We start from the raw sequence: 13,542 nt of genomic DNA, 5'->3' as shown, positions 1-13,542 counted from the left end.
TTTTTTCTAAACTAACAAAGGAATGTTAATAAGGAAAAGTATGAAATTTCTAGAATTAAAAGTACCACCAGTTGCACTGTTCATTATTGTATTCGTAGCATCATACTTCTGCGCTCAACAGTTGAGCCAAGGGACACTGGCATTGCCTCATGGAATGATTGTGTTAGGAATCGGAGTCACATTGAGTGGTGTGATCGGAATATCCGGCATATTGGAATTTCGAAAACAGAAAACCACCGTTAACCCGATCAAAGTCGAAACCGCTTCAGCCGTCGTGGACAGTGGGATCTTTGGTTACACGCGAAACCCAATGTACTTAGGGTTGTTCATCCTGCTATTTTGCTTTGGCTACTTCTTCCAGAATATCTTCAGTGTACTACTTAGCTTTGGCTTCGTAATCTACATGAATTACTTCCAAATCAAACCCGAAGAGCGAGCACTAGAACAATTATTCGGCGCAGAATATGTTGATTACAAACAAAAGGTTAGACGCTGGATTTAGTGATGATTTGAGTGCTGGCTTAGTAATCGAAATAAAAAAGCCCAGCTTGAGATTATCAAGCTGGGCTTTATTGATCTTGTTCTAGAGCTGATTAAGCAGCGGCTGTGAACTGAGCTAGAAACATCTCTTTGCGTTCGTTGAAGCGGTTTACTAGGTCGTCTACAGAAGCTTGGTCGTATGGCTTAAGGCCACTTGCTACCATGCGTTTCACGCCTTTACCTACCACTTCGCCGTCCTCTTTGAAATCGAAGTTCAGTGTCACGATGCCACGCTTGCCTTCAACATCAAAAGTCGCACCAGAGAATTCAACTTCTGGGTGAGATAGGTCTAGGCGAGTAAATTCAACTTCCATGCTCTCGTAAATAACAAGAGGGCGTTGGCAGTTGATCATCATCTGTTGCTCTTCCATAAGAGGAACCATGATGTGTGGGAAGTTCATACCAGAGAACTTAACGTAGTTTGTTACTACGTGTTCGATGAATGCTTGATCGTGGCTTTTCTCACCTTCACAAGACATGTGTAGGTACTCTTTGCCTTTCTCGTCAACCAGTGAGCTTTCTTTTTCACACTTGTTGTCAACGCTAAGCGCAATACCGTTACCAACCATACCTGAAAAATCAAAACGCATTTTTTGGCTGATGCCTTCTTTCTGCAGAAGAACTGCAAACAAAAGATCGCCAGGCACGCAGAAGCGCTTGTTGTCTTCATCGTGAATTGGGTTGAAATCGCCAGCTACTTTTTTAGCAAAGTGGCTAGCCTGTTCACGAGTGAATTGAAATTGATTGTCTTCAGTAGAAAAGTAAGGTGTCAGAAACATAGTATCGCTATTAGTCATCAAATCTGGGGTGGATTATAGCTAACTAACTTCGTTCTAATGGTCTATCCAGTTAACTTTGCTTATATATCAGTCAATTAGATAAATACTTTGGATGGTATGTGACGATTTTGAGGGGAATAGGGGCTTGGATTCAATGCAACAAGGGCTAATCAATAGCCCCTGTTTATATGACGTGCTATTTCGCCAAACCTTAGAAGCTACACAGTAGGCCTTCTGGCATTAGATGGTTATGCACTGATAATTTGAGCAGTAGATTTGCTTGCTCGATATCAGGTGAGAAGTAACGGTCTTTGTCGTAGAAGCTGACTTTCTCGCGCAGTATCTGTTTTGCTTCTTCTACTCGAGGAGAAGAGAGATTTGGTGCTCTAAAATCCAAGCCTTGTGCTGCTGCTAAGTATTCAACAGCCAAGATGCCACGGGTGTTTTCTGCCATGTCACGCAGTCGACGACCCGCAAAGGTTGCCATAGATACATGATCTTCTTGGTTTGCCGATGTTGGAAGGCTGTCTACTGAAGCTGGGTGTGCCAGTGTTTTATTCTCGCTTGCCAGAGCAGCAGACGTTACTTGAGCAATCATAAAGCCTGAGTTAACGCCGCCGTTATCGACTAAGAAAGGTGGAAGTTTGCTTAGTGCGCTATCAATCAGCAGTGCCATTCTTCGTTCAGAAAGGCTACCAATTTCTGCAATCGCAAGTGCTAGGTTATCCGCTGCCATTGCCACAGGTTCTGCGTGGAAGTTACCACCTGAAATAATGTCGCCGTCTTCAGCAAATACCAGTGGGTTATCCGATACCGAGTTCGCTTCAACGTTTAACGTTTCTGCTGAATTACGAATTTGCTGTAAACAGGCACCCATCACTTGAGGCTGACAGCGCAACGAGTAAGGGTCTTGAACCTTTTCACAGCAAGTGTGTGATTCACCAATCTCACTCTTTTGATCAAGCATATGGCGATAAGCAAGCGCGGCATCCATTTGACCACGATGACCACGAACGCGATGAATTCGAGGGTCAAACGGACGACGACTACCCAGCGCTGCTTCTACAGACATCGCGCCACATACGGTTGCAGACGCAAACAAGTCTTCCGCTGCGAACAGACCTTCTAATGCAAAGGCAGTCGATGCTTGTGTGCCGTTTAACAGCGCTAAGCCTTCTTTCGGCGCAAGTGTGATTGGTTCAAGACCTGCGATCTGCATTGCTTCTAAGCCAGTGATGATCTTGCCGTTGTGGCGTGCTTGGCCTTCACCTAGCAGAACGGTACTCATGTGGGCGAGAGGAGCAAGATCTCCAGATGCACCTACTGATCCTTTTTGTGGAACACATGGGTAAACCTGTGCGTTCACAAGATCGATAAGAGCGTTGATGACCTTGAGTCGGATACCCGAGTAACCGCGAGACAAGCTGTTAATCTTCAATACCATCATCAAGCGTACGGTTTCATCAGACATGAACTTGCCAATGCCCGCAGCGTGAGAAAGTACGATACTTTTCTGTAGAACTTCGAGATCTTCAGGCGCAATCTTGGTGTTTGCTAATAAGCCAAAACCCGTGTTGATGCCATACACAGTGCGGTCTTCAGCAATCACTTGTTCGATAACTTGCATGCTCGCTTCAATATCAGGAATCGCTGCTGGAACGAGTGATAAGTTCACAGGGCTACGGCTGATTTTTCGAAGTTCAGATAGGCCAAGAAGTCCTGGCTTAAGTAATAAGTTCAACATGTTCTCTCCAGACATTAAAGGCGACGAAGTTCTTCGTTTAGCATAGGTAAATCAAGCTTCTGCTCTTTGGCACATTGCTTGGCAATATCGTAACCTGCATCAGCATGACGCATAACGCCGGTTGCTGGGTCATTGTGAAGTACGCGAGCAATACGCGGTGATGCATCTTCACTGCCGTCACAACAAATCACCATGCCTGAGTGTTGCGAGAAGCCCATACCAACGCCACCACCGTGGTGCAAAGAAACCCAAGTTGCGCCGCCCGCTGTGTTCAGAAGGGCATTCAATAGAGGCCAATCTGATACGGCATCTGATCCATCCATCATGCCTTCTGTTTCGCGGTTCGGGCTTGCTACTGAACCTGAATCTAGGTGGTCACGACCGATAACAACTGGTGCTTTCAGTTCGCCATTTTTCACCATTTCATTGAATGCTTGGCCTAAGCGTTCACGATCTTTCAAGCCAACCCAACAAATACGCGCAGGCAGGCCTTGGAACTGAATGCGTTCACGCGCCATATCTAGCCAGTTATGTAGATGTGGGTTGTCTGGAATCAGTTCTTTTACTTTTTGGTCTGTTTTGTAGATGTCTTCTGGGTCACCAGATAGTGCCGCCCAACGGAAAGGACCAATACCTTCGCAGAATAAAGGTCGAATATAAGCCGGAACGAAACCCGGGAAATCAAACGCGTTTTCTACGCCTTCTTCCAGTGCCATTTGGCGAATGTTATTACCGTAATCCACGGTCGCTGCGCCGCGGTATTGCAGGTCTAGCATCGCTTGTACTTGAATCGCCATTGATTGCTTAGCGGCTTTCACCACTTTTGCTTCATCAATGGTGCGCTCTTGTGCGGCTTTCTCCATCGTCCAACCTTGCGGCAAGTAGCCGTTAAGAGGATCGTGGGCAGATGTTTGGTCAGTCACCACATCAGGTGTGATATTGCGTTCAACTAACTCTGGGAAGACGTCTGCGGCGTTACCTAATAAGCCAACAGATATTGGCGTGTCTGACTCTTTAATCATTGTCATCGCTTCATCTAAGCTGGTGGCTTTTTTGTCTACATAGCCAGTACGTAAACGATAGTCGATTCGTGATTCATCACACTCCACGGCGATCATTGAGAAGCCAGCCATCGTGGCAGCAAGAGGTTGAGCGCCGCCCATGCCACCAAGACCACCCGTTAGAACCCATTTGCCCTTCGCTTCACCTTGGAAGTGCTTCTTGGCAATCGCGACAAAGGTTTCGTAAGTACCTTGAACGATGCCTTGTGAACCAATGTAAATCCAGCTGCCTGCTGTCATTTGGCCGTACATCATCAAGCCTTCTTTATCGAGCTCGTTGAAGTGTTCCCAGTTCGCCCAGTGTGGAACAAGGTTCGAGTTAGCGATCAGTACGCGAGGTGCGTTTTTATGAGTCGGGAACACGCCCACAGGTTTACCTGATTGAACAAGTAAGGTTTGGTCGTCCTCTAAACGCTCTAATACTTCAACAATTTTGTCATAACATTTCCAATCACGTGCCGCGCGACCAATACCGCCATACACAACCAGTGCATGTGGGTGTTCTGCCACATCAGGGTCTAGGTTGTTCATCAGCATACGCAGTGGTGCTTCTGTTAACCAAGATTTAGCGCGCAAAGTGGTGCCGTGAGGTGCGCGAATTTCGCGAGTCGTGTCGAGACGAGGGTCACTGTTGTGGTGTTCCGTCATTTTGGAATTCCTTCTGTTTCACGTTATATCGTTGTAGTTGTAGTTGTAGTTGTAGTTGTAGTTGTAGTTATCGGTATAGCTGGATTAGTCGCTGGCCATTGCACTGGCAATATCCCAACATAAACGAGCCGCTAATCGAGCCGTTTGGCCATCGACGTCGTAGTCTGGGTTGTATTCCGCTATGTCCGCGATAATGAGTTTTTCACTGTGTTGGAAAATCTGTTCTAGAAAAGGAGCAAGCGCTTCATAGCTCACGCCTCTTGCCGCTGGTGCACTTACGCCCGGCGCAGTAGCTGCGGGGAAAACATCGAGATCAATGGTGAGATAGAGATAATCACACTCAACGATGAATTTTTGTAACTTGATCAGTTGAGCGACTTGATTCACTTGGGTCATGTTGCGGTCGTGTTCATACCACACGCCCAGTTGGTCAGCTTTGTTAAACAGCGCTTTGGTATTGCTGGCGGCACTCACACCAAGACAAGCGTAATGAAACGGCCATTGATGTGCGTGGCAGTAATCACTTATCTGGTTAAATGGTGTGCCTGAGCTTGGCTTTACGTCAGCGATGTCGCTTTCAAATTCACGAAGATCAAAGTGAGCATCAAAATTAACGATGCCGATCTTAGGATTGTGTTCTGATTGAATTTTATTTAGGTGCTCAGCGAGACCTTGAAAAGATGCCCAAGCAACCTCATGACCACCGCCAAGGGTAATCACTTTGTTGGTTGCTAAGGCATTGGCAATCACAGAAGCACACTGTTTTTGGCTGACTTCCAATTGACCATCATTGCACTCGATATCACCAAGATCCGCGATGTATGCGTCACTGTGCCAAGCCATATTCGCCAGAGCTTGGCGTATCAAGTTAGGTGCTTGTTTCGCGCCCACGCGTCCTTTATTTCTTGCAACACCGGCGTCGCTGGCAAAGCCTACCAAGGCGATACCACCGTCAGTCAGCTTGTCACTTAACTCGCTACTTTGCACTTGCTTGGTAATGTGATGAACGCGAGTACCGAGTGGGCCATCTTCAAGATCATTACGCCCTGTCCACACAAAGTTATGCATGGTTGTTGCGTTCTCTTGGATAGCGTTGGATTTAGATTGAGTCATGACACACCTCGCCATTAACAATGCGTTTATGCAGGTGAGGAACACCGACTTGATAGCTTAGATCTGCAGGGTGGTCGATGTTCCAGATAGCCAAATCTGCGGCATAACCGATTTCGACTTTGCCTTTGGTTTGTGACTCACCAATGGCAGACGCCGCGTTACAAGTTACACCGCGTAGCGCTTCTTCAGGCGTCGTACCAAACAGGGTGCAGCTCATGTTCATCATCAGCGTTAAGTCTGCAAAGGGAGATGTGCCGGGGTTTAGGTCGGTCGCGATCGCCATTGGGATTTTGTGTTCACGAAGTAAAGCAATAGGTGGCTGTTGAGTCTCTTTCAAGAAGTAGAAAGCCCCGGGTAATAAGGTGGCGACTGTGCCTGATTCTGCCAGTGCTTTTACTCCGGTTTCATCAAGGTACTCAACATGGTCAACAGAGAGTGCGCCGTATTTTGCTGCAAGTGCGCTGCCACCCATATTCGAAAGTTGTTCTGTGTGGCCTTTAATCGCGAGCCCGTGTGCTTTGGCAGCGGCAAAGACACGTTCGGTTTGTTCTAGGTTGAAGCCGATAGATTCGCAAAATACGTCAACGGCATCGGCGAGCCCTTGCCCCGCAGCTTTAGGAATGATCTCTTGGCAAACCAGATCTATGTAACGATCTGGTTGTTCTTTGTATTCTGGCGGTACAGCATGTGCTGCAAGGAGTGTGGTGGTGATCTTAATTCGGCGATGATTTTCTAACGCTTTAGCTGCACGTAACATCTTGAGTTCGTCTTCAAGTGTTAAACCATAGCCCGATTTTACTTCGATGCTGGTTACGCCACTTCTTAGCAGGCCATCGAGTCTAGGTAGTGCCATTTCAACCAGTTCAGACTCTTGCGCTGCGCGTGTTGCAGTGACTGTCGCAAGAATCCCGCCGCCTTGTTTGGCGATGTCGGTGTAAGAGATACCATTCAAACGCTGTTCAAATTCGTTGGCGCGATTGCCTGCAAATACGAGGTGAGTGTGGCAATCAATAAGACCTGGGGTAACGAGCTTGTTTTTGCAATCATAGGTGATGTCATCCGCAGAGTTATCAGTGCTCGGTTGTTCTACCTCATAAGCATGAGCCTCATGGTTTGAACAAGAGATAGACACGATCTTACCGTCTTCGATAACGATATCTTGAGGGGAAGAGGGCTGATAACCGTCGGCTCCCGAACTCATGGAGACCACTCGTGCGTTTTTGAGGATCAAATTCATAATCACCTAGATCTTTGCTAAATATTAAATGTATATACAAATAAATAGGCTAAACGCTGACCCGAATCAAGTTGATGTTGCAAAAATGTGATCGGCGATCAGGATGATGTTCTTTAATCTAGAAGTATCTTGGAGCTTAATTTGTACTTAGAGCCAGGATGGTAGAGCAATGCAAAGCTGATGAGGCGTTCTTTGCTCCATGTTCTTCTATTCAAAAGAAGGCAAGGTTCTGATTCAGATAGCTTTAGTGACGTTCTGATTTGAGAATCTGGAATAATGGCTTCAACCGTGTGCTCGATAGCACTTAACGGGCAGCTTTTTGAAAGGTATTCGTTGGGCGTAGAGGTTGAAAAGTCTTGCTCTAGGTATTTTGGAGCGGCTTGAGAGTTCACCCAGCGCGCTTCCAATTGAATCGGTGCGTTGTCCGCAAAGTGTATGATTTCACTATAGAACACTTCTGCGTTAATCATCACACCTAACCGTGTAGCCGTGCTTTCATCAGCCTTGATACTATCGTGCTTGATAACTTGGCTAGTATACGTTTGGCCTCGGTCTTTGATCTCTTGTGCGATGTTGTTGATATCAAGCAGCGGAGATTGCGCTTTTTCGTCTGGTTCACAAACAAAAGTACCTAGCCTTGGCTTCCTGATGAGTTTGCCTTCAGACACAAGATCTCGAATGGCTTTATTGACCGTCATTCGACTCACATTGAACTGCTCGGTAAGTTCGAGTTCTGTGGTGATTTGGTAACCCACCGGCCAATGACCACTGCTGATCTTGTCATCTATGAACTGTTTTATCTGAAGGTAGAGCGGTGCTTTCGACATAATGAAACCTTATTTGACTATACAAATAGAGTAACGGAATTTTTCACGATTTCAACATTACCTCGGGCAATGTGACCTTATTCAACATAGATGGGGCAAATTGCTTGATTCTGTGAGGCAAGTGTCGCAAATTGTCACGCAATAACTATTCGTAAATCAGATAATTAGAAAGGGAAATAATATGTTTAAGAAATTAAAGGCCTCGTTGGGCATCGGTGCAGCAAAGGTTGATACTGTCTTAGATAATATTGAAGTTTTCCAAGGTGGAGAGTTGTCTGGCAATGTTCACATTGTTGGTGGTGACGTTGAGCAACAAATCGACCTGATCAACTTGGTTCTCAACACAGAAGTAAAAGTAGAAACGGAAGATAGCACCAGCTACGAAACCTTTTCACTGGGTCGTATTCAAGCCGTAGAGCCTTTCGTTATCCAACCGGGCGAAACCAAACTGGTTCCATTCCGACTTAAGTTAAATGATGAAACGCCAGTCACCGCGTTGAACGCACAAATGAACCAATGCCATGTGTGGGTTGAAACCAACCTAGATATAGGCTTCGCGATTGACCCTAAAGACCGTGACTTTATCTCCGTACACCCACTGCCAACAGTTGCTAAAATCATCCAAGGCGTGGAAGCATCCGGTATGGCAATGGTGAAAGCTGACGTAGAGAAGGGCTTCTTAAAAGGCAACAACTTTGCTTCTCGTTCGGGTTGTTACCAAGAGATTGAATTTCGCAGCGGCGGTTTCATGAATAATAAAGAGATCGAGCTGTCATTCATCGTTGAAGGCTCAATGGTTCACTGCCTAGCAGAAATCGACCGATCAATGAGCTTCCGCGGCGACCAATACATCTCATTCAGCTTACCTGCTAATGCGGCCGACTCAGACATTCGCAACGCTGTATCAAGAATCATGAGTGCGTAGTTCCCTCTCTGTTAGCAGTCGCTCTGTCTAATAATAAGTACAATATGACTTCTAAAGCCGAACTTAAACGTTCGGTTTTTTTGTATTGTAGATAAAGCCAACGAATTACTGATTGAGCTATGGGTTAGGCGTTAGAAGGATCTATATAGAAGAGACATTTCAGTCATATAGTTTTGTGGTGCTGCGGGACTAACATTGTCATTTCATATTATTTCGTTACAATGTTTGGCTACTCACAAATGGGGCATCTGTATTTGCTTCTATGTGGGTATATTTATTATGCATATATCCCCAATCAGCGTACTAGTTGATTGAAAGACATATATTAAACATTTTCATGTGTTGCTTGGTGTGCAACACCACTGTAAAGGACAAATAATGCCAATTATTACTCTTCCTGACGGTAGTCAGCGTCAATTTGACAACCCTGTATCAACTCTAGATGTTGCCCTATCAATCGGTCCTGGTCTTGCGAAAGCTACCATTGCTGGTCGTGTAGACGGCGAGCGTGTTGATGCTTGTGATCTTATCGAAAACGATGCAAGCCTAGAAATCATCACAGCTAAAGATGAAGTTGATGGCCTTGAGATCGTTCGTCACTCTTGTGCTCACCTTTTAGGCCACGCGGTTAAGCAGCTTTTTCCAGAAGCGAAAATGGCGATCGGTCCTACTATCGATAACGGTTTCTACTACGATATCGATCTTGAGCACTCTCTAACGCAAGACGATCTAGAAAAGATCGAAAAGCGCATGAAAGAGCTAGCGAAGACCAAATACCAGGTTGTTAAGAAGAAAGTTAGCTGGCAGGAAGCGCGCGACGCATTCGAAGCTCGCGGCGAGACTTACAAGATTGAAATCTTGGACGAGAACGTTTCTAAAGACGATCGTCCAGGCCTGTACCATCACGAAGAATACATCGATATGTGTCGTGGTCCACACGTGCCTAACATGAGCTTCTGCCAGCACTTCACTCTACTTAACGTAGCGGGTGCATACTGGCGTGGTAACAGTGACAACAAGATGCTTCAACGTATCTACGGCACTGCATTCCACGACAAGAAGGCACTTAAAGCTCACCTTGTGCGCCTAGAAGAAGCGGCTAAACGTGACCACCGTAAAATCGGTAAAGCGCTTGACCTATTCCACATGCAGCAAGAAGCACCAGGCATGGTGTTCTGGCACCACAACGGTTGGACTATCTTCCGTGAGCTAGAAGTATTTATTCGTCAAAAACTGACTGAGTACGATTACCAAGAAGTTAAAGGCCCATTAATGATGGACCGTGTTCTTTGGGAACGCTCTGGTCACTGGGATAAGTACGCTGAAGCGATGTTCACTACTTCTTCAGAGAACCGTGAATACGCTATCAAGCCAATGAACTGTCCTGGTCACGTTCAAATCTTCAACCAAGGTTTGAAATCTTACCGTGATCTACCGCTACGTATGGCTGAGTTCGGCTCATGTCACCGTAATGAGCCGTCTGGCGCACTTCACGGCATTATGCGTGTTCGTGGCTTCACTCAAGATGATGCTCACGTATTCTGTACTGAAGACCAAGTTCAACAAGAAGTTAAAGCTTGTATTGAAATGGTTTACGATACTTACACAACTTTCGGCTTCGAAAGCATCGTTGTTAAGCTATCTACTCGTCCAGAACAGCGTGTAGGTTCAGACGAAATGTGGGACCGTGCAGAGGCTGACCTTAAGCAAGCGCTAGAGGCAATGGACATTGCATACGAGATTCAAGAAGGCGAGGGTGCGTTCTACGGACCTAAGATTGAATTTACTTTGCATGATTGTTTGGACCGCGCTTGGCAATGTGGTACAGTGCAGCTCGATTTTGCATTACCAGAACGTTTAGGTGCTACTTACGTAGGTGAAGATAACGAGCGTCACACGCCAGTTATGATCCACCGCGCGATTTTAGGTTCACTAGAACGCTTCATTGGTATTCTTATTGAAGAATACGCTGGCTTCTTCCCAACGTGGTTGGCGCCAGAACAAGCAGTTGTAATGGGCATTACAGACAAACAGTCTGAATATGTACAAGAAATTACGAAAAAACTGCAAAAAAGTGGATTTAGAGTCAAAGCAGACTTGAGAAATGAGAAGATTGGCTTTAAAATCCGCGAACATACTTTGAAACGTGTACCGTTCATGCTTGTGTGTGGTGACCAAGAAATGGAAGCCGGCGAAATTGCAGTACGTACACGTAAAGGTAAGGACCTTGGCAAATTTAAAGTGGATGACTTTATTTCATACATCCAAGCCGAGGTTTCAAGCCGTAAGCTCAATCTGGAGGAATAGCTATTAAAGGCGGAAGACGTGGCCAACAACCGGCCAAACAAAACCAGCACCGTTTAAACGGTGACATTCGTGGCGTTCGTGAAGTGCGTCTAACTGGCGCAGACGGCGAAGCTGTTGGTGTAGTATCAATCGCTGAAGCGATGGAAGCTGCAAATGAAGCTGGTATGGATCTTGTAGAGATCAGCCCTAACGCCGAGCCGCCAGTTTGTCGTGTGATGGACTACGGTAAGTTCCTCTTCGAGAAGAGCAAAGCTGCGAAAGAGCAGAAGAAGAAGCAAAAGCAGGTTCAGATCAAGGAAATTAAATTCCGACCTGGAACTGATATTGGAGACTATCAGGTAAAACTACGCAACCTGACTGGTTTCCTAGAAGACGGCAACAAAGTGAAGGTAACAATTCGCTTCCGTGGCCGCGAAATGGCTCACCAAGAAATCGGTGTTGACGTTCTTAATCGTTTGAAAGCGGATACTGAAGAATTTGCAGTAGTCGAATCTTTCCCAACGAGAATTGAAGGTCGCCAGATGATCATGGTGTTGGCCCCTAAAAAGAAGTAATTAACGGCTTTGCAAGTAATTAAACCCTGCAGCCTCAGGTTGCGGGGTTTTATTCGCCCTAATTACTATGTTATTAACAACTCAACAATGCGGAGTTATTCATCATGCCTAAGATGAAAACCAACAAAGGTGCTGCTAAGCGTTTCCAGAAAACTGCTGGTGGTATTAAGTTTAAGCACGCTGGTAAACGTCACATCCTGACTAAGCGTACTACTAAGAACAAGCGTCAGCTTCGTCCGAACTCAATCCTTCCAAAATGTGAAGTGGCTGCAGTTCTACGTATGATGCCATACGCTTAATTCTTTTTAGTTTATAAATTCGTTTAGTTTAGGAGAAGCATAATGCCTCGCGTAAAACGTGGTGTACAAGCTCGTGCACGTCATAAGAAAGTTCTAAAACAAGCTAAAGGTTACTACGGAGCACGTTCACGTGTTTACCGCGTAGCTTTCCAAGCAGTTACCAAAGCTGGTCAATACGCTTACCGTGACCGTCGCAACAAGAAACGTCAATTCCGTCAACTTTGGATTGCACGTATCAATGCGGCATCTCGTCAAAATGGTCTATCTTACAGCCGTTTCATCAATGGCCTTAAGAAAGCATCTATCGAGATCGACCGTAAGATTCTTGCTGACATCGCAGTATTCGACAAAGCAGCATTTGCTGTTCTAGTTGAAAAAGCGAAAGCATCTCTATAATTTAGAGTTAGCTTAAAGGTTTAAGAAAAGGAGAACTTCGGTTCTCCTTTTTTATTGCCTGTAATTTGGCTCTTTAGAGATTCCCTCCTTCCCTCCATCCATCCATCCTTCCTTCCTTCGTCAGTCTAGGGAATGACGAGATGAAATTTCGCATCTAATTTTTATTCGCTTGAACACGCATTCTGGTATATAAACACCTACCTAACCTTTTAATGTTAAGCGACCGGAATAAATGACCGCACCTACCACTATGACGTTCTTCGAACGTTTTGAAACTGACATCCTTTCTGGCAAGAAGACGATTACTATTCGCGATGAATCTGAGCGTGACTACCAACCAGGCAGTGTTGTGGAAGTATCAACGCTAGAGCAAGGACGTGTGTTCTGTAATCTTAAGATCATCAGCGTTGAGCCAATTTTGTTTGATGACTTAGGTGAATTCCATGCTCAGCAAGAGAACATGACGCTGCAAGTACTCAAAGACGTGATTCAAGATATCTATCCGGGTATCTCTCAGCTGTATGTGGTTTCTTACGAGCTTGTGTAACCCGCTTTAAATGAAATTTGTTGATCACTACAGTGTTTAACTGCTGAGCAATAAGAAAGGGAAGTCACAATGGGTGAATTACAGAACGAAACAGTTCAGAAAATTCTACTTCAACTTTATTGTCGTGAGCAAACTGAGCAGCCGTTAATTTCTCGAACTGATCTCAACATTGCTCTTTATGATAGCGAAGGCTTTCTAGCGTGGCGTGATACCAAGCGTGACTTTACTGTCAGTGATATCGAGAGTCGAGTGTGGGTGAAGAGTTGCCCCGGTGGTTACATCACTGAAGTGCACTTTAATGCTGACGGTTCTCTAACTGAATACCGTTTGTTCGATCGATTTGAAACAACAGGGCAGTGGCAGTTAGCAGACGGTTTGTTACACGTCGAGATTCTGAAGGGTGACAACCGCTACCAGTTTGCTGTTGTGGCTCGTGCTGACCTTAATATTCATTCTGCGGTGGAATATAAAAATGGTGAGCTGCATTCGTATCTGAAATTGGTGCAGGCTGAGCGTTAATCCTTTTTAGTCGACCTTGCTTGCCCATTAAAATGAGTGATGTTCC

Annotated in this window: 14 protein-coding genes; 8 read left to right on the top strand and 6 right to left on the bottom strand. The window is 45.5% G+C overall.

The window, feature by feature from the left end; translation table 11 throughout:
• Window positions 1–40: 40 nt before the first annotated feature.
• The gene (locus AB4585_RS04405) at window positions 41–502 is read left to right on the top strand and encodes an isoprenylcysteine carboxylmethyltransferase family protein (RefSeq protein ID WP_017059772.1); all 462 of its coding nucleotides are present in this window, start codon (window positions 41–43) and stop codon (window positions 500–502) included.
• A gap of 91 nt (window positions 503–593) precedes the next feature.
• Here the strand turns inward: AB4585_RS04405 and AB4585_RS04400 are convergent, their stop codons facing one another.
• The 6 genes from AB4585_RS04400 to hutC all read right to left on the bottom strand — a co-directional run bounded on the left by AB4585_RS04400 (window position 594) and on the right by hutC (window position 7,949).
• On the bottom strand, window positions 594–1,319 hold the full coding sequence (locus tag AB4585_RS04400; RefSeq protein WP_372169375.1) for a DUF3581 domain-containing protein: 726 nt from the start codon (window positions 1,317–1,319) through the stop codon (window positions 594–596).
• A 211-nt stretch (window positions 1,320–1,530) separates the two neighbouring features.
• A complete protein-coding gene (hutH, locus tag AB4585_RS04395; protein ID WP_372169374.1) occupies window positions 1,531–3,063 on the bottom strand; it encodes a histidine ammonia-lyase in 1,533 nt (510 codons plus the stop codon).
• A gap of 14 nt (window positions 3,064–3,077) precedes the next feature.
• Complete coding sequence (gene hutU / locus AB4585_RS04390; RefSeq protein ID WP_372169373.1) at window positions 3,078–4,772, bottom strand: urocanate hydratase; 1,695 nt, start codon at window positions 4,770–4,772, stop codon at window positions 3,078–3,080.
• 84 nt (window positions 4,773–4,856) lie between these two features.
• Entirely contained in the window at window positions 4,857–5,885 is a 1,029-nt protein-coding gene (gene hutG / locus AB4585_RS04385; RefSeq protein WP_372169372.1) for a formimidoylglutamase, read from the bottom strand.
• Complete coding sequence (hutI, locus tag AB4585_RS04380; protein ID WP_372169371.1) at window positions 5,872–7,122, bottom strand: imidazolonepropionase; 1,251 nt, start codon at window positions 7,120–7,122, stop codon at window positions 5,872–5,874. Before hutI ends, hutG begins: the two co-directional genes overlap by 14 nt.
• A 113-nt stretch (window positions 7,123–7,235) precedes the next feature.
• On the bottom strand, window positions 7,236–7,949 hold the full coding sequence (hutC, locus tag AB4585_RS04375) for a histidine utilization repressor (RefSeq protein WP_017059778.1): 714 nt from the start codon (window positions 7,947–7,949) through the stop codon (window positions 7,236–7,238).
• A gap of 181 nt (window positions 7,950–8,130) precedes the next feature.
• Here hutC and AB4585_RS04370 point away from each other — a divergent pair, with 181 nt between their 5' ends.
• The 7 genes from AB4585_RS04370 (at window position 8,131) to AB4585_RS04340 (ending at window position 13,496) form a co-directional block, all read left to right on the top strand.
• Window positions 8,131–8,874: a sporulation protein gene (locus tag AB4585_RS04370; RefSeq protein WP_136978508.1), complete on the top strand. Its 744-nt coding sequence runs from the start codon at window positions 8,131–8,133 to the stop codon at window positions 8,872–8,874.
• A 378-nt stretch (window positions 8,875–9,252) separates the two neighbouring features.
• Window positions 9,253–11,181 (top strand): threonine--tRNA ligase, encoded by a 1,929-nt coding sequence (thrS, locus tag AB4585_RS04365; protein WP_017059786.1) that lies wholly within the window; start codon window positions 9,253–9,255, stop codon window positions 11,179–11,181.
• A gap of 2 nt (window positions 11,182–11,183) precedes the next feature.
• Window positions 11,184–11,735, top strand: a complete 552-nt coding sequence (gene infC / locus AB4585_RS04360; RefSeq protein WP_076654893.1) for a translation initiation factor IF-3 — start codon at window positions 11,184–11,186, stop codon at window positions 11,733–11,735.
• Window positions 11,736–11,839: 104 nt separating this feature from the next.
• Entirely contained in the window at window positions 11,840–12,034 is a 195-nt protein-coding gene (rpmI, locus tag AB4585_RS04355) for a 50S ribosomal protein L35 (RefSeq protein ID WP_004733518.1), read from the top strand.
• A gap of 42 nt (window positions 12,035–12,076) precedes the next feature.
• Window positions 12,077–12,430: a 50S ribosomal protein L20 gene (gene rplT, locus AB4585_RS04350; protein ID WP_004733517.1), complete on the top strand. Its 354-nt coding sequence runs from the start codon at window positions 12,077–12,079 to the stop codon at window positions 12,428–12,430.
• A 232-nt stretch (window positions 12,431–12,662) separates the two neighbouring features.
• Window positions 12,663–12,977 (top strand): N(4)-acetylcytidine aminohydrolase, encoded by a 315-nt coding sequence (gene yqfB, locus AB4585_RS04345; protein WP_004733516.1) that lies wholly within the window; start codon window positions 12,663–12,665, stop codon window positions 12,975–12,977.
• 69 nt (window positions 12,978–13,046) lie between these two features.
• Complete coding sequence (locus AB4585_RS04340; RefSeq protein WP_372169370.1) at window positions 13,047–13,496, top strand: hypothetical protein; 450 nt, start codon at window positions 13,047–13,049, stop codon at window positions 13,494–13,496.
• Window positions 13,497–13,542 lie beyond the last annotated feature (46 nt).

This window comes from Vibrio sp. 10N.222.49.C9 (assembly GCF_041474985.1).
GTDB classification, from domain to species: Bacteria; Pseudomonadota; Gammaproteobacteria; order Enterobacterales; family Vibrionaceae; genus Vibrio; species Vibrio crassostreae_C.
The sequence above is the reverse complement of the archived record's forward strand: the minus strand, read 5'-3'. Positions and strand labels throughout refer to the sequence as shown.